At 42.2% G+C, this 26,286-nt stretch carries 24 protein-coding genes and 1 pseudogene; 11 read left to right on the top strand and 14 right to left on the bottom strand.

The genetic code is table 11. The features are described from left to right. Positions 1 to 11: 11 nt before the first annotated feature. The 4 genes and pseudogenes from Bealeia2_RS05010 to Bealeia2_RS04995 all read right to left on the bottom strand — a co-directional run bounded on the left by Bealeia2_RS05010 (position 12) and on the right by Bealeia2_RS04995 (position 3,663). The gene (locus Bealeia2_RS05010; RefSeq protein WP_422388038.1) at positions 12 to 983 is read right to left on the bottom strand and encodes an IS701 family transposase; all 972 of its coding nucleotides are present in this window, start codon (positions 981 to 983) and stop codon (positions 12 to 14) included. Positions 984 to 1,058: 75 nt separating this feature from the next. After that, positions 1,059 to 1,352: pseudogene (locus Bealeia2_RS05005) on the bottom strand (oxidoreductase); the annotation flags it as partial. A gap of 63 nt (positions 1,353 to 1,415) precedes the next feature. Further along, a complete protein-coding gene (locus tag Bealeia2_RS05000) occupies positions 1,416 to 2,078 on the bottom strand; it encodes an alpha/beta hydrolase (protein ID WP_331256026.1) in 663 nt (220 codons plus the stop codon). A 127-nt stretch (positions 2,079 to 2,205) separates the two neighbouring features. After that, entirely contained in the window at positions 2,206 to 3,663 is a 1,458-nt protein-coding gene (locus Bealeia2_RS04995) for a porin (RefSeq protein ID WP_331256025.1), read from the bottom strand. Positions 3,664 to 3,865: 202 nt separating this feature from the next. Here Bealeia2_RS04995 and Bealeia2_RS04990 point away from each other — a divergent pair, with 202 nt between their 5' ends. The 3 genes from Bealeia2_RS04990 (at position 3,866) to Bealeia2_RS04980 (ending at position 6,534) form a co-directional block, all read left to right on the top strand. Then, entirely contained in the window at positions 3,866 to 5,149 is a 1,284-nt protein-coding gene (locus tag Bealeia2_RS04990) for an MFS transporter (protein ID WP_331256024.1), read from the top strand. Positions 5,150 to 5,505: 356 nt separating this feature from the next. Beyond that, entirely contained in the window at positions 5,506 to 5,937 is a 432-nt protein-coding gene (locus tag Bealeia2_RS04985; protein ID WP_331256023.1) for a hypothetical protein, read from the top strand. Positions 5,938 to 6,237: 300 nt separating this feature from the next. Beyond that, positions 6,238 to 6,534, top strand: a complete 297-nt coding sequence (locus tag Bealeia2_RS04980) for an IS1/IS1595 family N-terminal zinc-binding domain-containing protein (protein ID WP_331256022.1) — start codon at positions 6,238 to 6,240, stop codon at positions 6,532 to 6,534. Between the two features lie 363 nt (positions 6,535 to 6,897). Here Bealeia2_RS04980 and Bealeia2_RS04975 read toward each other — a convergent pair whose 3' ends face one another. After that, positions 6,898 to 7,917, bottom strand: coding sequence for a phosphotransferase enzyme family protein (locus Bealeia2_RS04975; RefSeq protein WP_331256021.1), 1,020 nt, complete (start codon positions 7,915 to 7,917; stop codon positions 6,898 to 6,900). A gap of 426 nt (positions 7,918 to 8,343) precedes the next feature. On the opposite strand from Bealeia2_RS04975, the gene sdhC reads away from it, so the two are divergent. The 5 genes from sdhC (at position 8,344) to Bealeia2_RS04950 (ending at position 13,357) form a co-directional block, all read left to right on the top strand. Next, positions 8,344 to 8,754 (top strand): succinate dehydrogenase, cytochrome b556 subunit, encoded by a 411-nt coding sequence (gene sdhC / locus Bealeia2_RS04970; RefSeq protein ID WP_331256020.1) that lies wholly within the window; start codon positions 8,344 to 8,346, stop codon positions 8,752 to 8,754. Further along, positions 8,751 to 9,131 (top strand): succinate dehydrogenase, hydrophobic membrane anchor protein, encoded by a 381-nt coding sequence (gene sdhD, locus Bealeia2_RS04965; protein WP_331256019.1) that lies wholly within the window; start codon positions 8,751 to 8,753, stop codon positions 9,129 to 9,131. Before sdhC ends, sdhD begins: the two co-directional genes overlap by 4 nt. Before the next feature lie 11 nt (positions 9,132 to 9,142). Next, a complete protein-coding gene (gene sdhA / locus Bealeia2_RS04960) occupies positions 9,143 to 10,930 on the top strand; it encodes a succinate dehydrogenase flavoprotein subunit (protein WP_331256018.1) in 1,788 nt (595 codons plus the stop codon). Positions 10,931 to 10,942: 12 nt separating this feature from the next. After that, positions 10,943 to 11,725, top strand: coding sequence for a succinate dehydrogenase iron-sulfur subunit (locus Bealeia2_RS04955; RefSeq protein ID WP_331256017.1), 783 nt, complete (start codon positions 10,943 to 10,945; stop codon positions 11,723 to 11,725). An 87-nt stretch (positions 11,726 to 11,812) separates the two neighbouring features. Next, positions 11,813 to 13,357 (top strand): PAS domain-containing sensor histidine kinase, encoded by a 1,545-nt coding sequence (locus Bealeia2_RS04950; RefSeq protein ID WP_331256016.1) that lies wholly within the window; start codon positions 11,813 to 11,815, stop codon positions 13,355 to 13,357. A 10-nt stretch (positions 13,358 to 13,367) separates the two neighbouring features. Here Bealeia2_RS04950 and Bealeia2_RS04945 read toward each other — a convergent pair whose 3' ends face one another. Further along, complete coding sequence (locus Bealeia2_RS04945; protein WP_331256015.1) at positions 13,368 to 14,684, bottom strand: MFS transporter; 1,317 nt, start codon at positions 14,682 to 14,684, stop codon at positions 13,368 to 13,370. A gap of 313 nt (positions 14,685 to 14,997) precedes the next feature. Between Bealeia2_RS04945 and Bealeia2_RS04940 the strand changes: the two genes are divergently transcribed. Continuing rightward, the gene (locus Bealeia2_RS04940) at positions 14,998 to 15,507 is read left to right on the top strand and encodes a hypothetical protein (RefSeq protein WP_331256014.1); all 510 of its coding nucleotides are present in this window, start codon (positions 14,998 to 15,000) and stop codon (positions 15,505 to 15,507) included. An 816-nt stretch (positions 15,508 to 16,323) separates the two neighbouring features. Here the strand turns inward: Bealeia2_RS04940 and Bealeia2_RS04935 are convergent. From Bealeia2_RS04935 to Bealeia2_RS04900, 8 genes are all read right to left on the bottom strand, one after another. Next, positions 16,324 to 16,659 (bottom strand): hypothetical protein, encoded by a 336-nt coding sequence (locus tag Bealeia2_RS04935; RefSeq protein WP_331256013.1) that lies wholly within the window; start codon positions 16,657 to 16,659, stop codon positions 16,324 to 16,326. A 51-nt stretch (positions 16,660 to 16,710) separates the two neighbouring features. Further along, a complete protein-coding gene (parC, locus tag Bealeia2_RS04930) occupies positions 16,711 to 18,930 on the bottom strand; it encodes a DNA topoisomerase IV subunit A (protein WP_331256012.1) in 2,220 nt (739 codons plus the stop codon). Beyond that, entirely contained in the window at positions 18,927 to 19,766 is an 840-nt protein-coding gene (recO, locus tag Bealeia2_RS04925) for a DNA repair protein RecO (RefSeq protein ID WP_331256011.1), read from the bottom strand. The genes parC and recO overlap by 4 nt, the downstream gene beginning before the upstream one ends. A 135-nt stretch (positions 19,767 to 19,901) precedes the next feature. Further along, a complete protein-coding gene (gene era, locus Bealeia2_RS04920) occupies positions 19,902 to 20,804 on the bottom strand; it encodes a GTPase Era (RefSeq protein ID WP_331256010.1) in 903 nt (300 codons plus the stop codon). Continuing rightward, complete coding sequence (gene rnc / locus Bealeia2_RS04915; protein ID WP_331256009.1) at positions 20,791 to 21,480, bottom strand: ribonuclease III; 690 nt, start codon at positions 21,478 to 21,480, stop codon at positions 20,791 to 20,793. The genes era and rnc overlap by 14 nt, the downstream gene beginning before the upstream one ends. Next, positions 21,477 to 22,238 (bottom strand): signal peptidase I, encoded by a 762-nt coding sequence (gene lepB / locus Bealeia2_RS04910; RefSeq protein ID WP_331256008.1) that lies wholly within the window; start codon positions 22,236 to 22,238, stop codon positions 21,477 to 21,479. Before lepB ends, rnc begins: the two co-directional genes overlap by 4 nt. Positions 22,239 to 22,244: 6 nt before the next feature. After that, positions 22,245 to 22,652, bottom strand: coding sequence for a holo-ACP synthase (gene acpS, locus Bealeia2_RS04905; protein WP_331256007.1), 408 nt, complete (start codon positions 22,650 to 22,652; stop codon positions 22,245 to 22,247). A 49-nt stretch (positions 22,653 to 22,701) separates the two neighbouring features. Then, positions 22,702 to 23,112: a hypothetical protein gene (locus Bealeia2_RS04900; RefSeq protein WP_331256006.1), complete on the bottom strand. Its 411-nt coding sequence runs from the start codon at positions 23,110 to 23,112 to the stop codon at positions 22,702 to 22,704. A gap of 376 nt (positions 23,113 to 23,488) precedes the next feature. Here Bealeia2_RS04900 and Bealeia2_RS04895 point away from each other — a divergent pair, with 376 nt between their 5' ends. Together Bealeia2_RS04895 and Bealeia2_RS04890 are read left to right on the top strand one after the other, a co-directional pair. Beyond that, positions 23,489 to 25,225 carry an ABC-F family ATP-binding cassette domain-containing protein gene (locus Bealeia2_RS04895; RefSeq protein ID WP_331256005.1) on the top strand — a complete coding sequence of 579 codons (1,737 nt, stop codon included), beginning with the start codon at positions 23,489 to 23,491 and terminating at the stop codon, positions 25,223 to 25,225. 369 nt (positions 25,226 to 25,594) lie between these two features. Continuing rightward, positions 25,595 to 26,152 (top strand): hypothetical protein, encoded by a 558-nt coding sequence (locus Bealeia2_RS04890; RefSeq protein ID WP_331256004.1) that lies wholly within the window; start codon positions 25,595 to 25,597, stop codon positions 26,150 to 26,152. Positions 26,153 to 26,286 lie beyond the last annotated feature (134 nt).

Here is a 26,286-nt window from a genome sequence, read left to right as displayed (position 1 = left end):
AGGGTGGGAATCTAAGCGAAAGACATGAGTTTTGTTATTTCTCTAGAGATATCATGCTTAATAACATCCCACTGCTGCTGATAAAAAGAGAAGCCTCCAGCAAGTCGTCTTTTAAATCTTTGAATCCAAGCCGAAATGGCAAGAAATATATGATTTCTTTGGGCTCGTCCCGTGCGAGACTGACAGCGTTCAAGACCGCATGTTTGCTTTAATTCCCGATGATAAACTTCGATTTTCCAACGCGATTTCATGACCAGTTCAATATGATCACGAGAGGGATTATCCCTATTGGTTCCGATATAATCCGTGCGACCGTTTTTGGCAACAAACCGGAAAACAGTAATCCATCCATATCCGCGTAAGTGAACTTTCAGTCCTTCATCTGGAATGTCCAGCTTTTCAAGAGTTTCTCCACGATTCACTTTCCTGTTTTTCTTCAACCCCATCACCCATGTCCAGCCTATGGATTCAATGGCCTTCAGATTATTCAAGCTCGAGTACCAAGCGTCTGCAACCACGTCATCCGGATTTATCCCTCTGTCTTGAGCCAGCTTTAACATTTCCCTGAAATGGTCATTCTTGCTTTTGCCATCGCTGGCTTTATCATAAATACGATAATCAACAGGAATAGAGTCATGACTCCTCAGGCCATGCCATACCAAATTGACAAGACCTATCCCCGCAATAACATCATGGGCATTCCCAGAATACTGATAATGCACAAGCTCTATCTTCTCGCTCCGATTTTTATCCAAAATTGTATCGTCACATACTAAAAAACAAGGTTCTTTCTTGTTAATAAGAGATTGAGTAAGATTCCACACTCCGCTCGGACGCAATGCACTAGAACTCAACCATCGATTGACGCTGTCATGCGACAATGGAATCGGTGACACCTCCGAAAGTGCCAACCCTGAATAGCGCACACTGCTGGCTTGTAAAAATGAACGATAAAGTGATTTTGTGCATTTGTGTCGAGACATCATTTCTTCTCATTTAATAAATATTCCCTCTCACCTTATCTCTTCTCTCTTCTCCTGCAAACTGCGTAACTCGTGTTGGAGAAAAATTTTTCCACCTTTCTCATGAACCGCATCTGTCACAAGTTTCCACTTTTTTGTTTGATCCTCATTCCAAATACCCGGCGCGCCCAACCAACCATAACCCAAAGGATGAATAGCAGTAGCTTCAGTGATTAATAATCCAGCATCTGCACGGCTAGCATAATACTCAGCCATAAGCTCATTGGGCAAAGCTCCTACATCCGAACGTCCCCTGGTCATAGGCGCCATAATAATACGATTTGGAAGAATATATGGCCCCATTGAGAGGGAATCAAAAAGCGTTGTCATGAAAATCTCACTTGTTCTATTTTTTAAATTCAAACGACACTCAAAAAGAAGACTCTTAGAGTCTCACCCATTCGCAACCAAAGGCATGGGATTAAAAGCGGCGTCAAGATAATCATTCACATGATTTGTGAGGATATCGAGTTTTCCTGCAAAGAAGTGATCGGCACCAGGTACCAAACGATAATCAATATGAAGCCCCCGTTGTGCCGAAAGTTTTTGTGCAAGCTTTGCCACAGAATCTTTAGGCACGATATCGTCTTCAGTCCCTTGCAAAAGCATTCCAGAAACAGGGCAAGGCGCTAAGAAACTAAAATCATAATGATTGGCAGGCGGGGCTACAGAAATAAATCCATCAAGTTCAGGGCGGCGCATTAAAAGCTGCATACAAATCCAAGCTCCAAAGGAGAACCCTGCAACCCAGCATTGCTGTGGCTCAGGATTTTGAGATTGAAGCCAATCGAGGCACGCGGCCGCGTCACTGAGCTCACCCTCACCATGATCAAATTTGCCTTCAGACCGACCCACGCCACGGAAATTAAAACGCAGCACACGAAACCCCTTATCTGCAAATGCACGAAATAAGGCATAGGACACTTTATTGTTCATCGTCCCACCATGCTCAGGATGAGGATGGAGAACAATGGCAATAGGCGCCTTGTGGTTATTATTATGGTGATAACGGGCTTCAATGCGTCCGACAGGACCGTTGATCAGAACTTCAGGCATATCAACTCCTTTATTAAGATGAGCTTAATTACCAAAGAATGGTCAAAAAGTCAATTTTTATTTGCGTTTTCACAAACACCAATTAACGATACGGAACTCTGACGATTAGTTTCATCCTTGAAAAGAATCAGAATTTAACCTTTGTACCCAAGACAAAAGCATCAGACTTTTGCTTTGGACCCACGGGACCTGTAAAGGAGCCACCTGTTGCGGAAACGACCACACCTGGAGTAGCCGCCGGAGCAAGGTTCAAACTGTTGTGTAACATCGCATCAACATTAAAGCCTTCGTTCTTCATGTCATAGTGAGCATATTCAAAGTATACACCCACACCCGGGGCCAATTTATGATCGATTGAGGTCGAGAGAATATTGGTACGGTTTTTGGCTTTGAAAAATTCCAAATTTCCGTTGGCAAATGTTCCACGCAATCCCATGGCTTTACGTTTTGTATACATATAGCCAATACTGAATTTTGTAGGGCCCCAGCTGTAGGCTAAACCTGTATCGATAAACCAACCAGAATTGGTTTTTGGCCCTCCAGTTTCTACTTGTAAATCTTTAATTTGACCAGACCTGCTATTATTTCCAAATTCAAACCCCAGCTCGAATCCGGCATATCGCATCATCGTACCCAGCGCAAAAGAAGCTGTGTTCTTACGCTCTCCACTATTATTACCTATGTTAGTGGCAACAATTTGTCCATCAGTATCGACCAATGTCCAATTATCACCCGTATACTCAGGTTGAGTTTTTGCGAAAATAGCTGTTCCAGAAAGACCCAGTTCAAAGCCATTATTCCACTTGTTGAGGAAGTTCAAACCACCAGCGATGCTACGACGGTCGAAAGCATTGAGCTCCCCTTTTTTGCCATAATCACGTGAGCTGTTGATCTTAGCTTCGCCTTGGTGACCTGTTTGTGGTGTAAAGCTGATACCACCTTGGAAGCCATAGTAGCGTGGTGTTTGATACATGACTTTTGTGGATTTTCCTGTGTCACCAACGAGGTCAATAGAAGTGACCGTACCTGTCACAAAGTTCACAACACGGTCGAAGTTACCGTCAAAACCGCCTGTACCGCCCAATGGATCAAATCCACCGAAAGCCATGATGTCTTCAACGCCATCGGTGTTACCGAATGTGAGGCGACCCCATGAACCACCAGCCCAGATATAGCTTTCTTTGATAGTTTTATCATAAGATGTTTGCTCTGTGCTTGTATTCACAAGAACGGCAAAACCGTAATCCATTCCTGGATCTGTTTTTCCACTGACATCAAATTTCAAGCGACTGTCGTCCATCGTGAAAAGATATCCACGACCATAACCACGCATTTGTGAATTATCTAAAGGCAACCCTTGTCCAGGACCAAATATTTGTCCCAATGCAAAACCTTGCCCAAAATCACTGTCATTGCGATACTTTTGCTGTTTGTTTTCAAACCACCACGCATTAAACGTGGACTGACCGGAAATGGTGAGTTGAGGAGCACTCATTGAGGGAGATGCCGAAAGGCTGGAAGTGAACGCTCCCAAAGCCATCGCAAAAAGGGGGGTATAGTTTTTATGTCTGAAATTGAAGGTCATATCATCCTCACCTATTTATTTTTTTAAGAATGTAAAGACTTTTTGGAAACACCGCAATTCAGCTTTCAAACGCATTTTTATCATTAACTTTTCATGATACAAAAATGCCACTATTAAATGTTTAAAAATGCTTAAAAATGGGTTTTGTAAAATTCTTAAAATTTAGTTAAACTGTAGAAAAAATTAAAAGGGAGCGCCAACTTTGAAAAAATTTAGCCGAATTATTATTCCTGCAATGAAGGGAAACGCCCTCGAGTTTTACGATTTTACGCTTTATGGAATTTTTGCAGTTTCCATTGGGAAATTATTCTTTCCTTCTGAAAGCGCGACAATCTCCCTTCTCGCGAGTTGGGGCGCATTTGCTGCCGGGTTCATGATGCGCCCAATTGGCGGACTTTTCTTTGGATATTTGGGAGATAAATTCGGACGCAAATATGCCCTCAGCTGGACGATTCTTTTGTCAGGCGCTCCTACACTCATCATTGGACTTTTACCCAGCTATGAAACTCTCGGGATTATAGCGCCTCTCACGTTAATTCTCTGCCGACTTTGCCAAGGCCTTTGCACCGGGGGTGAATATAATGGCGCAGCCATTTTTGCCCTTGAGCATATTGGAAATGTCCAGCCTGGCGCAGCCGGAGGGCTCATCACCTCCTCCGTGGTCATTGGAGCCCTTATGGCGACTTTTGCGGGATATCTTGTGACCTCTTTTGGCGATGAGTGGATGTGGCGAATTCCCTTTATCGCAGGAGCTCTCATCAGTGCCCTTGGATTTTTTATTCGGCGCTATATGAATGAAACGCCTGAATTTGAAAATCTCCAGAAAAGACCACAAGCCAAAAAACTGACACTCGTTGAAATTTATCAAACCCATGGACGCAGCTCCACCATTGCCTTTTTCTTAGGGGCTTTTAACGGCTCTCTCACCTACTCTCTCTTAGGGTTTTTGAATATGTATATGTCAAAATATCTCGGATGGGACATGGTATTGGCTATGCAATTGAATCTCGCAGGTCTTTTTATCTTTATGATTCTCTCTCCTGCTGCAGGCTATCTTTTGGACGTTCAAGGACACCAAATGGGCATGAGAATTCTCTCCATTGCGGTTTTTGTCACAATTGTACCCGTTTATTATCTGCTTCAAAGCCAGGACATTTATTCCATTATTTTAGGGCAAGCGCTTTTAGGGGGATTGGCTGCAGGCATTGCAGGATCTGGTCATATTTTCCTTCAAAAGCTTTTCCCGCCAGAAGCGCGCTATCGTGGAATCTCAGTCAATTTCTGCCTCGGCATGGCCATTTTTGGAGGGACAACGCCAATGATTCTGACCTATCTCATCGAATCCCTGCATCTCAGTCTTTATGCGCCCGCCTTATATCCCATGGCCGTTTCGGTCATCTTCTTCGCCGTCTATCAACTTTTGGGAAAGAAAGAAACGCACACACCCGAAACCTTCGCCTATGCCGAGCAGGGTGTTTCTGGATAACATTTTCTAAAAAAGATTATGTCCGAATAAATAGTCCACCCTGAAGAATTGGTTTATCGGCAGAATAATGGGGTAGATGGGGAATTTTCCAGCTAAGTTATCCGCTAAGGGTTGCCATCAAAAGCAGTGTCCGAGTTCAGATAAAAGTAAAACGCACCTTGACAAGAAAGGCTGAAACCCTATCGATTTGATTAAGGTCAGATCAGTCTCATTTTATATGAACCCGTAAAAACACCATATTTTCATTTTTTTCTACCCTATTTTGTGCTATTCTGGCGAAAACTGGATTTCAGGGCGAGCTTTTAAAAACAGCTCCTTTGTGATTTTTACTTTTCTTTCATTTCCAAGGAGGCAAAATGAATAAGCTTTTTTTAATAAGCCGTAAGAAAAGATTAGCTGTAGTGGCTTTCAGCTTTCTAGTTTTTTTGGAAGGGACAGCAAAGGCTGCACCTGCTGCATCTTTAGGTGGTAAAACACCTTCTCCTCAAGACTATCTTTGGACAGCACAAGTTAAAAATGATACTGACGTCTCGATATTCTGCCAAATAATTGATACTACTCATGCCCCGACTTATGGTCCCAACCAACCCTGTGTTTATGTAGAGGCTGATGTAGAAGCTAACACGAGTCATAATTTTTACCTTCCTGCTAAAGAATGCCCAACGCCTTGGACTTTGGAACCTAATCCTAATACAATAAGAGTCGATTGTTATGATGGAGAAACCATTCATAATGATCATTATGATGTTCCATCCAAATCAGTAATTGTTGTAACCGCTCCTCTTTGAAAATAAGGGGAGAAGGATACATAAGAGAGATAATTGAGGGCTCAACCTCAGGTGAGTCCACGCTGTTTACTTAGAAAATGGATTGAACTTTTTGATATGGCACGCCGTGTTCTGGCATAGCAGGCCTTCATCTGAAGTATTCTCTTTCCTATGACAACTTTTATGAACGGGACAGGCTTATAAAGGTGGATTTCAATGTGAGCTTTTAAAAACAACTCCTTTGTGTAATAAGCTTTTTTTGAGACACTTAACCAAAAATAGATAGCGTGATAAGGTGACTTGTTCAAAAGGAGACTGGTCATGGAATGCAAGAAATGTAATTCAATTCAATGTGTTAAGAATGAAATGGTTGGAGACATCCAGCGTTATCGCTGTAAATCATGTGGTTACAATTTCACAAATACGCCCAAGCGCGGAAAGCCAGAGGGCATGAAAGCGCTGGCAATCTTTTTGTATACATTGGGAAACGCGAACTTTGGGAGGGTTGGAAAACTTCTTAAGGTCAGCAATGTCGCTGTCTTAAAATGGGTTGGCAAAGAAGCAAAATCACTGGAAAGGCCTTTCCTTGCTTCTTCTTTACCACCTCTCCGATCCTGAGGTCTTGAAAAAACACCTAGACTCTTTCTTTTCTATCTTTACTTAATTGTCTTCGAATAATTAACCGCGAAAGTATCAATAAAAAATGAATAAAAAGCTTTTAAGAAAAACTCTTGTGGCTCTGGTTTTCTATTCTACATCAAACCCCTTGTTTGCTTGTTATAAAGTTTTAGAATGCGAAAACACTAAGAACCTTGATGGATGGACCATTGATCCTGATGACTACGGCATTTCAAAGGACAAGATGTTTTGCCATAAAGCAGGCTTACTCAATTGTAAACAATCAGATTCCGCGCTCACGCAAGACGAAGGTGATGCAGCGTGTGCCGCATCTGCATCGAAGAATAACGAGAGTAGAGGGAACTACACAATGACAGGATCATATTGCACAATCTGGCCTGTGGGAGCTAAGAAACGATAACACTTTGAATTACTTGCCTCTGATTCAATGGAATTTCGAATTCTCGACATCCATTCCCTTACATTACCGCCGCCGGGGGCTATATCACTGTGCCAGTTATTGATCGTCCAAAGATAAATATCGAGAGCTTTAAGGCGTAAGAAAAGCAAAAAATCCTCAAAATTTAAAAGCATCTGAGGAAGTACCTCAATATAGCCTTCGAAAAATGGTTTAGATTTTTCAAAAAGACGCAGATCATTTTCCACATAGAGGTCGAAAAAAGGGCGCGCAATATCTTTCATAAGGCAGGCGTTTAAGGGCTCATCAAAATCAATGAGGAAAATACGCCCGCCTTGAATCAAAACATTGCCCGGTCGGTGATCTCCGTGGATCACACCAAAATTAAATGGCGTCCTCGGAAGCGCTAGGATTTTGTTTTTTACATCATTGTACTCATGCTGAAGGGCTGAATTTTCTTGTGATACATACCCATCGAATTCCTCAAAGATATCGTTCCCACGTTTAAACATAGGAGCCTTCGCATACCCCTGAGCAATTTTATGAAACTGTGCCAAAGTCCGTCCCCAATTTTTAAGGACCTCAGGCGTTAAATTCCCAATTTTATCGAGGGGTGCAATACTTTCTCCCAAAACTTCTTTCATAACATGGGCCAAAAAGACATCCTCATTTTGACTTAAAACTTCGATTGTCTTGCCATTTTGCGAGAACACAATTTCAGGAACGGGAAGAGTGTTTTCAAAAAGAAACTGATGAAATAAAATTGCCTCTTGAAGAGCCGTTTGGGGCCTTAATGCCTCATGGGTGAGTTTGAGATAATATCCTCGCCCTTCTTTTTCAAAGCGAAAAACAAGGTTGATCCCATTACTAATGAGTTTTACAGATTCCAAATCTGCTCCATACGTCTTTTGAAGAAAGCTCGGGATTTGCCTCTGATCCAATCGTTGCAAGGGCGCATTCCACATGATTTTGTGTCTTTATATCCTTTTCGCCTTATTTGAAATTTTATGAGGACAAGACTTGAGATAACGTCACGCCTTAACCTCATAGGGCCGACTTACATTTACTTATCCCTTATTTTCCCTCAAAAATCAAGTTTTTCATTTGCCTACCCGTAAAAAGCCATTGAAATTTAATTCATATTTGACAAATTGACTGGCTGATTCATTACGAAGATGACGAAAGTAGTAAATTGTAGAAATTTTTTGTTTTTCATGAGGTGACCCTTCATCCACGCCTCCGCGGGGATGACAACGTACGGTCTTTCATTTTGTTAACTATTTTACGGAAATGGTATGAACTCCTACAATTTTTTTTCCACGCATTGACGAAAAGGCCACCTTCGCGTTAAATACAATTCTCATATAAAAACAACTCTTGAGAAAACAGAGATGACCTCGCAACCTGAAAAACGAGACATGCCGCTTTCGCCTCATTTACAAATTTATAAGCCTCAAATGACCTCCATACTCTCCATTTTGCATCGAGGAACAGGCGTTGTTCTTTATTTTGGGACCCTTCTTTTCGTGCTGTGGCTCACCTTATTGTCCTCGGGACCTGAAAGTTATGCATGCGCAAAAAGTTGGCTCAAAAGCCCTATTGGATATCTTTTTTTAATGGGCTGGAGCTTTTCGTTGTTTTATCATCTCGCCAATGGTATCCGTCATTTAGCTTGGGATTTGGGTCATGGGTATGATTTGAAAACAGCAGAAAATTCTGGAAAAATAGTTATTATTTGCGCCATTTCTTTTTCTGTCTTTTCTTGGGCCCTTGGATTTGTGTGGGGGAAAATTTGGTCATGACGACACTTGAATCAAAACTCAAACAAGCCCAAGGATTGGGATCCTCAAAGTCCGGTGTACATCATTGGTGGGCTCAACGCGTCACCGCAGCCCTCCTCGCCCCCCTCATGCTGTGGTTTGCAATCGTGGTTATTGTGTTTTGGGCTGCCCCTTATGAACATCTTATTTTAAAATTTCATTCCATTTGGGCTGTTTCTGCATTGTCAGCTCTTATTATTTTAATGCTCTATCACGGATTTTTAGGCATGCAAGTCATTATTGAAGATTATGTCCATCATGAGAAATTGAAAATATTTCTCATCATCTTTTTCCAATTTTTAAGCTTCTTCGGGGGGCTTATGGCTCTCATCTCTATGATTTCCATTATGACAAAGTAAAGTGAGTCACCATGCAGGGCGAATATAAAATCATTGATCATGCCTACGATGTTGTTGTTGTGGGCGCCGGAGGCGCAGGTCTTCGCGGAACTTTGGGCATGGCCGCAGAGAATTTAAAAACGGCATGCATCACCAAAGTCTTTCCGACCCGAAGCCATACTGTTGCGGCCCAAGGCGGTGTGGGAGCAGCTCTTAATAATATGCAGGATGGTGATAATTGGAAATTCCATATGTACGACACCATCAAAGGATCGGATTGGCTTGGGGATCAAGACGCAATTGAATATATGTGCCGAAATGCCATCCCTGCTGTGATCGAACTGGAGCATATGGGAGTCCCTTTTTCTCGAACGGATGAGGGAACAATTTATCAACGCCCTTTTGGTGGCCACACCATTGATTTTGGAAAATCTATGGCCAAACGCGCGTGTGCCGCAGCAGACCGCACAGGACACGCCATTTTGCATACGCTTTATCAGCAATGCCTCAAGCATCAAGCTGAGTTTTTCATCGAGTACTTTGCCCTTGATCTCATCATGGAAGACGGCGTTTGCCGCGGCGTTATTGCCTGGAATTTAACCGATGGTACAATCCACAGATTCTCCGCCAAAATGGTAGTTTTAGCCACAGGTGGGTACGGTCGCGCTTACTTTTCTTGCACCTCTGCCCACATCTGCACCGGAGACGGCAATGCCATGGTCTTGCGTGCAGGAATTCCTCTTCAAGATATGGAATTCATCCAATTCCACCCTACTGGCATTTATGGATCTGGCTGCTTGATCACCGAAGGCGCCCGTGGTGAAGGTGGATACCTCACCAATTCGGAAGGGGAACGCTTTATGGAACGCTATGCGCCTGTAGCAAAAGATTTGGCTTCCCGCGATGTTGTGAGTCGCGCCATGACCATTGAAATTAATGAAGGCCGCGGTGTGGGAGCTGAAAAAGATCACATCTATCTTCATCTTGAGCATTTGGATCCCGCTGTTCTTCACGAACGCCTTCCTGGAATTAGCGAAACCGCCAAAATTTTTGCGGGCGTGGATGTCACAAAAGATCCCATTCCCGTTCTTCCAACAGTTCACTATAATATGGGGGGCATTCCCACAAACTTCCATGCCGAAGTCATCTCTCCCACAAAAGAAGATCCAGAACATGTAGTCCCTGGCCTTATGGCCATTGGGGAAGCGGCCTGCGTTTCCGTTCATGGCGCCAATCGATTGGGGACCAACTCTCTTCTTGATCTTGTGGTTTTTGGAAGGGCGGCCGCACTCAGAGCCGCAGAAGTGGTGGACCGGAGACGTGAGGCAAAGCCATTTCACTCAGATATTGGCAAGGAATCCCTTGCACGATTCGACAAACTTCGTTTTGCTAATGGCAGTAAAAGAACCTCTGAAATCCGATTAAATCTGCAAAAGACTATGCAAAAACATTGTGCTGTCTTTAGAACAGAAGATCTCCTTTCCAAGGGAACCCAACTTGTCGAAGACATTTTGGGAGATCTTAATGATATTCAAATTTCCGATCGCTCTTTGATTTGGAATTCGGATTTGATTGAGGCTTTAGAACTTCAAAATTTGGCCCCTCAAGCCCATGTCACCATTCATTCAGCCTTAAATCGGAAAGAAAGCCGCGGCGCCCATGCTCGTGAAGATTACCCAAATCGCGATGATCAAAATTGGATGAAACATACCGTATCTCACCAAGATAAGACTAATGTTAACTTCAGCTATCGCCCCGTTCACATGTACACACTCACCTCTGATGTGGAGGTCGTTCCTCCTCAAAAGCGCGTTTATTAAGGAGACTCCAAAATGGTTGAGTTCCGACTTCCCAAAGATTCTCGGATCGAAAAGGGTAAAGTTCATAAATCAAAAGAACCTGCGAAAAATCCAAAGCTTGTTCATATTTATAGGTACGATCCGGATTCTAATGCGAATCCACGCGTTGATACTTACGAAATTGACCTTGCAAAATGCGGTCCCATGGTTCTTGATATTTTAATCAAGGTTAAAGACGAGATCGACTCCACGCTCACCTTCCGCAGATCCTGTCGTGAGGGTGTGTGTGGATCGTGTGCGATGAATATTGATGGTACAAATACGCTTGCATGCCTAAAGCACATTGACGATTGCGGGAAGGAAATTAAAATTTATCCCTTGCCCCATATGCCGGTGATGAAGGACCTCGTACCAGACCTTACATTGGCGTATGCACAACATGCCTCGACCCAGCCGTGGCTCAAGAGCCAAACACCCCCCTCCCCGACTCAGGAGCGTCTTCAAAGCAAAGAAGATCGGGCAAAGTTGGACGGACTTTGGGAATGCATTTTGTGCTATTGTTGCACAACGAGCTGCCCGAGTTATTGGTGGAATGGAGATCGTTATTTGGGCCCAGCCAGCCTTTTGCAATCTTATAGATGGATTGCCGATAGCCGTGATGAAGCCACAGGCGAGCGTTTGGATGAACTCAATGATTCCTTCAAACTCTATCGTTGCCATACCATTATGAATTGCACAAAAACATGCCCCAAAGGCCTCAATCCCGCCAAAGCAATTGGTGAAATTAAAAAGAAAATTGTGGAGCGAGAATTTTAATTTATTTTTAATTTTATTTTAATATTGATTTAAATTCGGAATAAAATATAAGGGAAAAGGATTTCCTGCGTTTTCATGAGAATAAAAATGAATTCCCTTAAAATGGTTGATTCTTTACAGAGCGAATTTCACTCTCCAGAAGAGCTTGAAACCCTTTATAAGGCTGAGTGTTTGAGAATTAGCAAAATTGTGATGGTGCTGCTCGATCAAAAGGGTTCAATTCTTTACGCCAATCCAAATTTTTTTGACCAATTTGGAATCTCTCCATCCGATCTTGTGAATACAAAGTTTTCTGATTTTTTTACTGCTGATCCTGACTTTGAAAGTGACTTTATGTCTGGGATTCAGTCTCTTCAATCTCAGGAAAGGATATCCTTTGAAATTTCAATTCAAAAAGCTACCCAAAATTTCTCAGCAAAAATCTCGTCTTTAAAAGACAAAAAAAATGTTTTCTCTTGTTTGATTGAGGCACACGTTCAAATTAACAATAGGATCGATGACAAAATTCCTACTCAAGCCTACCTTGAAAAAATATTAGAAAACACACATGCCGTTTTGTGGCTCAAAGCACTTCCCTCACTTGAAATGCTTTATGTCAGTGATAATTTTCATAAACTTTATGGCTTTTCAAAAGAAGCATTTTTTAAAGATCACTCCCTCTTTTATAATTGCTTACATCCTGATGACCGAGAAAAATTAGCGCTTAAGCCCTCATATCAGCCATCTGATCAGTTCGAAGAAGTTGGTTTCAGGTTCAAAAAGCCCGATGGAAATTGGCACCACGCCACAACCTACCGTTTTTTACTTTTTGATGACAAAGGATTTCCTAATCAGATTGCAGGCGTTACAATTGATGACACAAAATTATTTAATGCTTACAAAGAAATTCAAAATCAAAAAGAAATTTTGAATCAAAAAAATCAAGAACTTTTTCTTTCTTATAAAAATTTTGAAGAATTAACACATATTGCCTATCATGATTTAAGTTTACCCCTTCGTGTGATAAATGCACACCTTCAGCTTATTGAGAAGGATTATCTAAAAAATCAGGATGATAATTGTAAAAAGTTTTTAAATTCTATTTATCAAAGTATTTATCGTATGAAAGATCTCATTGATTCCATCGCACGTATAACTAAATCAAGTATTTTGGATCCACATCAACAAAAAATAGTTTGTGTCCGGAATGTTATTGAAAATACCATAAAGCCTCTCTTTTTAACGGTTATCAATCGCAATTTAATTATCAAAACAGGAACCTTAAATTTTCTCTATCTTCATCAAAGCGATCTCATTACGATTTTGAAGAATCTCATTGAGAATACTATTAAATACAATAAAAATGAGCGGCCCCAAGTTTATATTCGTTCAAGAAAAATAAAATCAGGCGTTCTTTATGCTATTTCAGACAATGGTATTGGTATTCCCCAACCTCAACTTAAGACTATCTTTTCATTTGGGGAACGTGCAGAAAATGCATTTATTTCAGAAGGCTCAGGAATTGGCCTTGCTGCATGCCACCGGATTATGGAGACCTATGAAGGAAAAATTTGGGTCCGATCTCAGCTTGGCCAAGGCTCTACGTTTTACTTGTATTTTCCCATCCCTCCGCATTTAGGATCACAGGAATAGAAAAAATTTCCTATTCCAAATGATCCCGAGCATGCTCTGGCATTTTCCAAACGAATATTAGGGAAATGAAAGCGGCCAATGCTAAATAAAGCGCGGGCGCAGAATAATTATCTGTCACATGAATAAGCCACGTTGCCACAAGAGGTGCACTTCCTCCAAAAATAGCCATCGCCAAACTGTGGGCAATGGAAAGTGCTGAATAACGGACTTCTGTGGGGAAGAGCTCCATGAGAGTGGCCGGAATGGGTGCAAAGTAGGTCCCCATAATCATAGCCAATCCAATTTGAGCAAAAAGTGCATGCATGAGGCCTGACATTTCTAAAGTTTCAAAAAGCGGATAAGCGCCAAAAATAAACATCAAAGCGCCTGCCATCAAAACGGGTTTCCTGCCAAATTTATCCGAAAAGAAACCACAAAAAGGAATTACAGCCCCCATCGCAATCATACTCACTGTCGTAATTAAAAGCGATTCACTTTTTTCCCATCCTAAAAGCGCAGACATATAATTAGGAATAAACGTCACAATAATATAAAAACCAATGGCAACGGTCAGGTCAATCATCATGACCAGTCCAATGCCTTTGAGATGATGCTGAAAGACCTGTTTTAAAGGTGTAGCTTCGGTTTTATGCTGTTTTTTAGCCGCTTTAAATTGCTCAGGCTCATCCACAGCATTACGCATATAAGATCCCACAAGCCCCCCCAAAACGCTGAGGAGGAAAGGTACACGCCAGCCCCAAGAATGGAGTTGTTCCTCGTTCAAAAGATAGCAAGTGGCGGTAGCAACGCTAGAACCCACAAGAATTCCAATCACAAGACTAAAGACAACCCAGCTTCCAAAAAGGCCGCGTTTATGATCAGGTGCGTGCTCAACGACAAAGACCATAGATCCTGTGAATTCTCCGCCCATGGAAAGGCCCTGAGACAAACGAATCACTGTCAAAAGCACAGGTGCCATCCATCCAATTTGTTCATATGTGGGCAAAAGTCCAATTAAGGCAGTGGGAAGCGCCATCAAATAAATCGACCACAAAAGTGCATCTTTACGGCCAATTTTATCGCCAATGTGACCAAAGATAATCCCACCCAAAGGCCGCATAATAAATCCTGCGGCAAATACGCCAAAGGTGGCCATTAAAGAGGCAAATACTGACGCTGATGGGAAAAAAAGCTGTCCAATGATGGTTGCAAAATAACCATAGAGCGCAAAGTCGTACCACTCCAGAGCATTTCCAATCATGCATGAAAGAATCACACGTCTTAAGGTGGATTTATCTTCTGTAAAAACGGATGAAGCCGGGGATAAAGTTCCTACAGCAGTTGACATCGCGCATCTCTCCTACTTTGTTGGGATGGTAGAAATCAATTTGATTTCTCACTACCAAAATAAAACACAGCTCCCGAGATCAAGGTCGACTCGGAAAATTTTTCTCAGCATAATCAGCAGAACACAAGAAGGCAAGCGCTTTTCCCCAATTGCTTGGAAAACAAGGTGTTGTTGAAAAGACCAAAAAACACGAAGGCTTCCAATTTTTTTATAAAGTTGAGGCGCTTTGAAAAAAGCTCCTTGTTAATATAATTTTAACTTATTTGTGATTACGATATTACAACAAGAAAAAAATAATAAAGGAGAAAAGATCATGAAAAAAAATTACATATCCACATTTATCCTTGCTGGAGCAATTTTTGGGTTTTCAGATGCAAAGTGTATTGCAGCAAAAAGCGTCGTTGAAGATACATGGCAGCCCATTAATATTTCTATTAAAAGTACACAACCTAAATTATGCGGATGCGGAAGCTTAAAATCAAAACCTACAGATTATTTTATACTTATGGTCCAACCAACAGGTATCGGCGAAGAACTAAGCTTAGAAAAAGCCCAGGCAGATGGGTTTGTTAAAAACATAAAATATACCATGGACGAAGAAGGCTATCCCGCTGGAGTTTCCTTTGAATTTGACAATGAAAAATTCCAAGACGAATATCAACAGATAGGACATTCCATTTCTTCCATTGTGCAAATGGTTTTTCCTGGCTCGCAGTCAAACCATGCCTGTCCCAAAGCCTATTCTGTTGACCTTGTCAATCAAGATGGAAAATGGATTGCAAATCCGAATTCCACTATAAACCTTCAATGTCCAACTAGGTAGCATCTGAAAATACGAGTTTTTACGAGATCAAAAACCGTTAATGAGAGCCCTCTTTTAAGAAGCTTAAGCCAGCAGCTAAGAATTGAAAAAAAGAGGGCCACTTGAAAAAGACCAAAAAGATCTTTTGAAAGCTCACACTCACAATACAGGAAGCATCATCACCACTAAAAACGCCATCGGCAATCCTCTTTTGATGTAAAAACAACATAAATCCCACAATTTGCAATCCAAATTTATGATGAACACTCCAGGGGGCAAGCCCCATGGGGTATTAACTCGTAAACTCACATCTTATTTTTTCTTATTGGAATGATGTTGATTTTTGAAAGTGTATCTTTGCCGCTCAGACGTAGATAAACAGGCGCTTTGGCATTGCGTTATAGTTTGCTGACAACTCGTAAAGCAATTGTTCAGGTCTTGTTGGGCATCATTTAAGATTTCTTGACAACTCGTAAGGCAACCTGGAAGATCCGCGTGACTGATACCCTTACAAGGATCACAAAAAGTCCCCATATTATTAAGATTGTACAGCACTGTATTTGGATTTGAACATTGTCCGCAAAATCCAACTAAACTGTCCAAGCAGTCTGAACACTCCGTAAACGATTTTCCAGTTTTCAATTCAGGTTTTCTAGCACTTAATTCACATGTCAAAAGAAAAACAATTGCAAACAATAAATTATAAAATCTCATTTTATTCACCTCTTGCTTTTAAAGTTTTTTGTTTTTTTAATAAAAATTGTATAATTTCTGATTTACATTTTTTAGATTTAAAAAAGATACTAAAATTCATCCAGCATTGACCCAGTCAGAAAATTATAAGTTGTGTTTTTGAATTTGATTTCTCTCGTGATCAGGTAAAAACTTGCCTTCTCCTTGGCAGGGAGGCTGGCAAAAATTTGCATTTGGGTCAATAGTTAAACATAAATCTTGCGTATCAGGTGTTCCTGTTACTCCAACTATGTCACAGTTGTTTTTTAAAATATAAACATAATAAGCTCCCTCCACATGCGCGCAATAAATCTTTTTATTTACCCATCCACAGGTGACGTTTGGTGCATTATCAACGTTACAACAAGGATCATTTGCAAAAAGGGTATTACTTAATACCGATGCAGAAAATGACAGCGCATATAGAGTTTTTAAAGACATGATGAATCTCCCTAAATTTTATTGAAGAGAGTACAGCAAAAATGAAATTTTTTAAAACTTATTGTTTCTTGGAAAGCCGACGGGCGCTAATTTTCCGGCACTGGCTCGTTTTCCGGACCAAGGCGTAAGATTGGCCTCAAGCCGGGTGCGTTCTCCGGATTTCCAGGAGAGGCCTTCTTCCAGTGTGATAAAGCGCGCATCGGAAATGCCGCCGTCTCTATAACGCTGAAGAATAACGCCTCGACCGCGGGTCATTTCTGGAATTTCTTCTGTTTTGAAAATGAGAAGCTTGCGGTTTTGACCAACCACCGCCAAGGCATTTCCTGTGACAGGAAGGCACAAAAGGGCTTTTTCTTTATCGGCCACATTGAGAATTTGCTTGCCGCTCCTGGTTTGAGCAATCACGCTGTCTTCTGCCGTGATAAACCCACGTCCCTCAGTAGACGCGAGGAGAAGCTTCCGGGGCTGTGTTCCGGGAGAATAAATGAAAAGGCTCACGACCTCATCATCGGAGGCCATATCGATCATGAGACGCAAAGGCTCTCCATGACCGCGCCCCCCAGGAAGTTTATCGATGCCAATCGTATAAAAACGTCCACTGGAAGAAAAAACCAAAAGTTTATCTGTGGTTTCGGCCTTCAAAATATATCCAGCTTCATCTCCGTCTTTGTATTTAAGATCAGGATCCTCGTTGTGGCCTTTTAAGACACGGAGCCAGCCTAGTTTAGAACAGACTACTGTCACCGATTCGCGCTCAATTACGGCTTCAATAGGAACAGCAATATCAAGTGGTGGCTCTGACAATTGGGTGCGCCGAGCACCCAGTGAAGTTCCAAAACCAAAAATTTTTTGCTGAGTTTTGAATTCATCAGCAAGTTTTTTCTTCTGACGCGCAGGATCTTGAAGAAGAGCCTCGAGATCTCCCTTTTCTTGAGACAAGGCATCATACTCTTTGCGAATTTCAAATTCTTCAAGTTTCCGTAAAGCACGCAGACGCATATTCAAAATGGCTTCTGCTTGAATTTCAGAAAGTCCCCATTTTGCCATCATGGTGGGGGCTGGTTCGTCTTCCTCACGAATGATGCGGATCACTTCATCGATATTAAGATACGCAATCAAAAATCCAGAGAGCATCTCCAGGCGATGATTAATTTTCTGAAGGCGATATTCGGTGCGTCTTTGCAAAACCACAAAACGGTGTGCGATGAAGGCGACCAAGACTTCTTTTAAGTTCATTACACTGGGAACACCCTGGCCATTCAAAACGTTCATATTGAGGGAAAACCGTGCATCCAAATCCGTTGTTTTATAAAGGGACTCCATCAAAATCATGGGATCCACAGTGCGGGTTTTGGGTTCGATAATTAAGCGCATCACATCTGAAGATTCATCGCGGATATTTCCAATAAGGGGCAATTTTTTATCGAAAAGGAGATCTGCAATTTTTTCCACCAATTTGGCTTTTTGAACTTGGTAAGGAATTTCCGTAATGACAATTTGATATTGCCCGAATTCTAGTTTTTCTTCTTCCCATTTGGCGCGAATACGAAAACTGCCGCGACCGGTTTTATAGGCCTCAAGAATATTTTCTTTGGGCTCAACGAGAGATCCCCCTGTGGGGAAATCAGGCCCTGGAATTAATTCAACGAGCTCTTCAATGCTGGCTTCTGGCTTTTTTAAAAGGAGCAAAAGTCCATCACACAATTCATGAAGATTGTGAGGGGGAATACTTGTGGCCATGCCAACGGCAATCCCTGCAGATCCATTAGCCAAAATATTAGGTATAGCGCTGGGCATTACGAGGGGTTCGTGATTTTCCCCATCATAGGTTGCCCGAAAATCAATAGCGTCTTCGTCAATGCCTTCCATCAAAGCTTCAGCAAAGGCGGTCAAACGCGCTTCTGTATATCGCATGGCAGCGGCACTATCACCATCGATATTGCCAAAGTTTCCCTGTCCATCAACAAGGGGGTATCTTACAGCAAAATCTTGCGCGAGACGAACAAGCGCATCATAAATGGAGGATTCTCCATGGGGATGGAATTTACCCACAACGTCACCCACAACGCGGGCGCATTTTTTATATCCAGAAGAGGGATTCAAACGAAGTTCGCGCATGGCATAAAGAACACGTCGATGCACGGGTTTTAACCCGTCCCGCACATCCGGGAGGGAGCGCTGCATAATCGTAGAAAGCGCATAGGAGAGATATCTGTCTCCCAATGCCTCCACGAGGGCTACGTCACGAATTTTATGTCCAGTCTCAGTCATGAGGCGCAGTATGTCTCTTCAAATTTGGGGCCGAACCTGTGGACGAACCTTTTGAGCTCTCCGCGGATCTTCGGCATTTCTAAGCTTAAGCTACTTAAGAGATACCGCTCTAGGAAGTACCCCGTCAAGTCCAGAGCTTTTAAAATCTCAGAAATCGGGGGAAAATCGTCATTTACCGACGTCAAAAAGGTCGGAAGGGGCAAAAGTCGAGATTGATAAGGTTTTGCTGGCCCGCTTGAAACCGCACGTCCGGTTTTCGGAGAGACAGCCACAAGGTCCTCTGTGGATCCCGTCACTGCACATTTTTTGAGGTCCAATCCAAAACCCAGCTCTTGGAGAAGGTACATTTCGAAATGGACAAAGGCTTGGAGTTGAGAGAGGGCGGAGTGCTCAGCTTTGTTATGCTGGACTTGTTTCAGCATCTTTTTGTGAGATCCTGAAACAAGCTCAGAATGACGATTGGGGGAAGTGCAACTCAATCCTCGCAAGAATCTGAAAAATACCTCATACAGGGCTGGGTAAGCATGCCCCTGCGGAATGCTCATATACGTCAAAACGGAGGCACATTGAAGCAATCTCAATCCCAAAGCATCATCTAAAAGAAGTACGGATGTGGGATGAATCATCTCAAGGGTCAGATATCCCAATTGCGTTTCAAGGCGGGCTTTCCAGCGGGCATTCACTTGGGTTCCTATTTCAAGAAGGGAGACATCTTTTTTAGAAGCACGAACGGCACCATTTTCCTTGCCCCGCTCTCGTGTCAAAAGACTCACAAGATGGGAACGTTCCCCCATGGGACGGGTATAAAGAACAATAGCCTCGTCCCGCCATTCCACTTTTTAAGCCCTTCGCCAGAGAGAGGAAAATAGGTTTGTCATCCTAATAGGAGCCTTAGGGATAAGCCAAGTGACTCCGCTTATCAGGATCTTTTTTCTTAGCCTAGAAATGAACACTTTCATTAATTTTCCTATTCACACCTTAAACTCAAGACCAAAGTTGCGATAGAATCGTGGATCTTCCATCCAATTTTCTTTCACACGGACATGGAGAAAAAGATGCACGGGTCTCTCCAGAATTTCGATGAGTTCTTTGCGGGCTTCAGCCCCAATGGCCTTGATTTTTCGTCCGTCTTTGCCCAAGACAATGGATTTTTGACTTTCCCGGTCCACATAAATGAGCTGGTTAATTTTCACACTTCCATCACGAAATTCTTCCCATTGCTCGGTATCCACAAAAATCGCATAGGGAAGTTCATCGTGGAGTTTATGGAAGATTTTCTCCCGAGTAATTTCAGTTGCCAAAAGGCGCTCGCTAATGTTGGAGAGTTGATCTTCAGGAAAAAGCCACGGTCCTAAGGGCATGAGTTCCGCCAGTGTTTTTTCAAGATCTTTCACGCCTGAGCCTTTAAGCGCCGAGATCATAAACGTCTGTTTGACGTGCGGCGTTGTATAGCGCGCTGCCAATTTGAGGAGCTGTTCATTTTCAGCAATATCCACTTTATTGAGCGCCAAAAAGAGTGGACGTTTTGAGTCCTTCAGTTGCTCGAAAATATGATCAACATCATCATATGAAGGTTTTGAAGCATCAATAAGCACAACCAAGGCATCTGCGTCTTCTAGAGATCTCCATGCATCATGAACCATGGAGCGCTCAAGGCGACGTTTGGGTTTGACAAAAATACCGGGGGTGTCAACTAAAATCATCTGGGCTTCGTCTTTTAAAAGAACGCCCATAACGCGATTGCGTGTGGTTTGCACTTTGGGGGAAACAATCGAGACTTTGGTTCCGACCAATTGATTCACGAGCGTGGATTTTCCAGCATTGGGAGCCCCCAAAATGGCCACAAATCCGCAACAGGTTTCAAGATTTGACATTATATAATACCTTTAACATTTCTTGCGCAGCGAGACGTTCGCCCTCGCGCTTAGAGGTGGATTGAATTTGAAGGGAGGGACCTTCGGGAACACTAATTTGAATTGTAAATGAGGGAGCATGGGCAGGTCCCGTTGATTCCAAAACCGAATACTCCGGCATCTTACCTTGTTTTTGAAGAAGCTCTTGCAATGTGGATTTGGGATCCTTGGGTGCGGTTTTGGATTGATGAAGAATTGGGGTCCAGTATTTTTCAATGAAACGTTCAGAAAGAGTAAGCCCGCCTTCTAAATAAAGTCCCCCCAAAATCGCCTCACACGTATCGGAAAGGATAGTGTCGCGCCGCCTTTGAGAAGGAGTGGTTTCTTGAATGACATTCTCCATAAAAGCTGCAATCCCTGAAGCTTCTGCAATCTCAGCCAAAGTTTCCCGATTTACAAGACTTGCAAAGCGTTGAGCAAGAGCGCCTTCTTTTTCTCGAGGAAACGCCAGGTAAAGTTTGTGTGCAATAATAATTCCCAAAACACGATCGCCCAAAAATTCCAAGCGTTCGTAATCAGCATTGCCTTTGGTACGCGTACTGGGATGAATAAAAGCTTGAAGAAGAGCTTCTGGATTTTCAAGATGCAAATCTTGAGACAAAAGCCATTCTTCAAGCGCACTTAACGTAATGGTCAATGGGGCACCTTAAAGATGCGAGAGTAATGAGCTGCCGTAAGCCACTTCCAAAATTCCCAAATGGCGATATGTCCGCCTGTTGAGAAGAAGAGAAAGGCTGGGGTCCCAATAATATGATCATAAGGAATGAATCCAATTTTACGCTGACCTCGGGAATCGTCTGATCCGTCGCGATTGTCGCCCATCATAAAATAATGGCCTTCAGGCACTACGAATACAGGGGTATTGTCATGAGATGCATATCCAAATTCAATTTGTTTGATGATTTTGTGTTTGATTCCATTGGGAAGTGTTTCTGTAAATTCTCCGGCTTGAAGTGTATCGTCATCATCCCCAACCGTGGAATATTCGCCCACAAGTTCAAGGGTGGCTTCTTTATCATTGATGAAAAGTACGCCTTCTTTCATTTGAACATGATCACCAGGCTTTCCAATCAGGCGCTTGACGAAATCTTGATTGTCCTCAGAAGGGGCACGGAAAATCACAATATCGCCGAGTTCCGGCTTGTTATGATCTAAAATCCGACCTTGAAAGTAAGGAATGTACCAACCAAAGGGAAAAGAAAATCGGCTGAATCCATAGGCCCATTTTTTCACAAACAAATAATCTCCGATCAAAAGCGTGGGAATCATCGAACCAGAGGGAATGTGAAACGGCTCAAAAGCAAATGTTCTAATGACAACTGCTAAAACAACCGCGTAGAAAAGGGCTCGGACATTTTCCCAGACCACGGCACCTTCATTTTTATCTTTTTTCATTATGTTTTATCCTTCCCCAGTGGGATTTGCTGAAATGACAATAAATGCTAAAGCATAGGGATAATCGTCGGAAAGGGAAAGGTCAATTTGTGATTGGTGACCATAAGGTGTTTTTTCCTGTAGAGCTTGAAGCGTCCTTCCTGAAAGCGCAAAGCTGGGTTTGCCCAAAACATCATTGACAACTTCCATTTCCTGCCAGGAAAGTCCACCTCGAAATCCAGATCCTAAAGCTTTCACAAGGGCTTCTTTGGCGGCAAAACGTTTCGCAAAAGCCCTCTCTGGACGCGGTTGATTAAAGGCATACTCACGTTCACGTGGAGTAAAAATTTTGTCGAGAAATCTTTCCCCAAAACGCTCATACGCGGTTTTGATGCGGTTTACATCTACCAAATCACTTCCAATTCCTAAGATCAAAAAGGACTCTCACGTTTTTGTTTTAAACTGATCCTCACTTTATCGGAATTCACTTCAAACGTGAAGGGGGCGGATTTTTGGAGTATGATCCACTATTGCACTCATCTGATTCAACAATTTCACATCCGGCATCCACAATATAAAACGTATAATTAGATATTTCTTGGTAAGTACTTTTTATATGACAGGTTGTAAAATCCAATGACGAAGTATTTCCCTCAATAGAAATTTTTCCATTGCAATGATTTTCTTTTGCCGCAGTTATAAGAGGAATCGCTATATGACTTTGGTCCATGTACTCTACCGATGTTTTAGGAACGTTTAAAAGTCCACAACTGGGATCCCACGTGATTGCGTAAGAAATAGACTGACTGGATCCTGATTGATTGATCACACACGTACCATAACTTTTTCCTACACATCCCAATGTTAAAAGAAGTGCCAGTCCTATTTTCCGCATGGGTCGTGTCCACCTATAATTATTTTTTTTCTAATTATGCATCCTACGGCAAAATCACTCCCATATCAATCCGATGATTTGTAGAGTGCAGAGGCACCTTATGAAAAAAAATCTTACAAACTCTAAAGAACGGACTATAATGATTTGTTGAATTTAGGAGCTTCAAATGCAATTATGACCACTACACTATATGAAATCTCACCTCAGTGAGATTGTCCGTTTGGGCATTGTAGAAGAACCTTCATTCTAATATCACCCTCTTAGACACAAGATAAAATTTATTCAAACCAACAATTTATGGGACTTTACCTTGACTGTAACTCCGCCCCTTCTCACTTTAAATGAAGCGTTCGTCACGTTTGGCGGGGCACCGATATTGGATCATATTTCTCTATCGATTTTCCCAAGAGATCGCGTGGCGCTTGTGGGCCGGAATGGATCAGGCAAGTCCACACTTTTAAAAGCCTTGTCCGGACGCATTGAGCTGGATGGGGGCGAAAGGCACGCCAAACCGAATCTCAAAATCGGCATTTTGGACCAATCTTTGGCGCCACCTTTTGACATGAGCATTCTCGATTTTTTAAAGCAAGAGGTTGGGAAGAAACTCGAACCCCACATCCTGGAAGAAGCCCTTAGCCATTTGGAGATTGATCCTGAGAAAAATCTCGCCACACTTTCGGGAGGTGAATCTCGCCGCGTGATGATGGCCAAAGCTCTGGTGGGGCGCCCTGATATTTTATTGCTTGATGAGCCTACCAATCACTTGGATCTCAAGACAATTGAATGGATGGAGGAGAACCTCACCCACTATCCCGGAGCCATTCTTATCATCAGCCATGATCGCGCCTTTTTAAAGAAACTCTCAAAAAGAACCTTTTGGTTGGATCGCGGGCAATTACGTATTCTTGAGAAAAATTTTTCCCATTTCGAAGAATGGGCGGATGGTATTTTAGAGGTCGAAGCCCGGGGTCAGGAAAAACTCTCTCTGAAGATTGCCCAAGAAATGGAATGGCTTCATAAAGGGGTAACCGCCCGCAGAAAACGTAACATGGGGCGTCTTCGGAACCTTATGGAATTGCGTAAAGAAAAACGTCAGCATCAAGGCCCTCAAGGGGGGGTGGCCTTTACCTCTCAAGACTCTCCCATAGGAAGTAAATTAGTTGTTGAGACTAAACATGTATTTAAAAGCTATGAGGAGCGCCCCATTATTAAGGACCTTTCCTGTCGCATTATGCGCGGCGATCGAATTGGTATTTTAGGACCTAATGGTGCTGGAAAAACAACCCTCCTGAAACTTTTAACAGGGCAGATCTCACCGGATCAAGGACACATTCGTCGCGCTAAAAATCTTGAGATTGCCATTTTTGATCAAACACAAGCCGCACTGAATCTAGACCTGAATGCGTGGCAAACTTTGTGTGAACAAGGGGGAGATCAGATCTTTGTACAAGGCGAACCTCGCCATGTCATGGGATATTTGCAAGATTTTCTTTTTGATCGAAAAAAGGCGCTAACCCCCTTAAGGAATCTTTCAGGTGGCGAACGCAATCGACTTCTTCTTGCAAAAATTTTGGCCAAACCCAGTAATTTCCTGATTCTGGACGAGCCTACAAATGACCTTGATATGGAAACACTCGATTTGCTTGAAGAATATTTGTCAGACTATCCTGGCACCCTTCTTTTGGTCAGTCACGATCGCGACTTCCTTGATCGCATCACAACACATATTTTGGCATTTGAAGGACAAGGCCATGTCCAGATGTATGTGGGGGGTTATACGGACTATGCACTTCAGAGGACAAATGCAACACCTTTAAAACCAGAAAAAAAGAACTCGCAGCCAGCCCCTGAAAAGCCAAAAGTCCAGGTAAAGCTTACCTATAACGAAGCCCGCGAACTTTCCCTTTTGCCCGACGAAATTGAAGCCTTATACGCCCAAGTTCAAAAACTTGAGGAACAGTTGTCGGACCCTACATTTTTCACGCGATCACCTCAAGATTTTGAACGCACAACAACGCTTCTCGAAAAACATCGCACAACCCTTCATCTCAAAGAAGAGAGGTGGCTTGAACTTCTCTCAAAAGAGGAAGATTTGGAACGAGGAAAAGTTTAATTTCAATTTTTAAAATTAGCCCCTTACACCAACCTCAAATAAGTTATAACGTTTCAAGATAAAATAATTAATACAGGGGCTTTTCATTATGCACATCTTTGGGCTCAGCGTATATTTGGTCTTATCCTTAACTTTTTTTGTATCACCCTCCCTTCAAGCCACACACACAAAAGAGGAGTGTGAAAAAATCTGTAGTCATGAGGCCTGCCAAAAGGAACTCGTTGACTCTTGCAAGGAAGGACACGGAGAAAAATGTAATAATCACCTTTATCTCGATAACTGCAATCAATGCAAATCTCTAACCCCTGATTTGGTGAAGGGCTGCTGGGAGATCTACAGAAGTAATCGTTAAAACCCATGGGAACAAAAATGGATTTTTTTGACAAACTGAAAAATTTTTGGAAACGACGCTCCAAAAAATTCAAATTCTCACTTGTCTTTGCCTCTTTATTTTCAATTCTTTATACAGGATGGATACAACCTCAAAAAGAGTTGTTTTGGAAGGCTGAGTCAACTGTTGTAAAATTGAGAGAAGATGCGGCTTGGACTTTGTTCTTTTGCCAATCAATGGAAAACACAGATAATGCAAACGTAAAAAAAGCTGTGTGGTCGGAGGTTCTAAAAACACAAGATTCACGCAAGGAAAAACTAGATGAAGTGGGAGTTATCATAAACGAACTCAATCAAATTGGAATAACTGCAACAAACATAGCAAGTAATGAGTTAAGCAAATTTATTGAATGGAATTATTCAGACTATGCATATATAATCGTTAATCAAAATTGCCCCAATCATTTTGATAAATCAATGAAAAGCCTTCGCGATTGGCAGCAAGAAATTAGTTCGTATTTTCCGCTTGGGACATTTGATTTTATTTGGTTCTATACGTTACCAATTTGGGAGAAGATAAATTTGTTTACAACATAAAACTGTAAAAAGTAAAATGAGAAACATTTAGAGAAATGCTCTAAAAATTTCTCATTAAAGTATTTTCATTAGTGCTTTTTGCAAATTGGGTTACAAGCTGCAATTTTTATTCCGAAGAAACGGGCTTTGATTTT

The organism is Candidatus Bealeia paramacronuclearis, assembly GCF_035607555.1.
GTDB classification, from domain to species: domain Bacteria; phylum Pseudomonadota; class Alphaproteobacteria; order UBA9655; family UBA9655; genus Bealeia; species Bealeia paramacronuclearis.
Note: the sequence above shows the minus strand (reverse complement) of the source record. Positions and strands in the feature narration are given on the sequence as shown.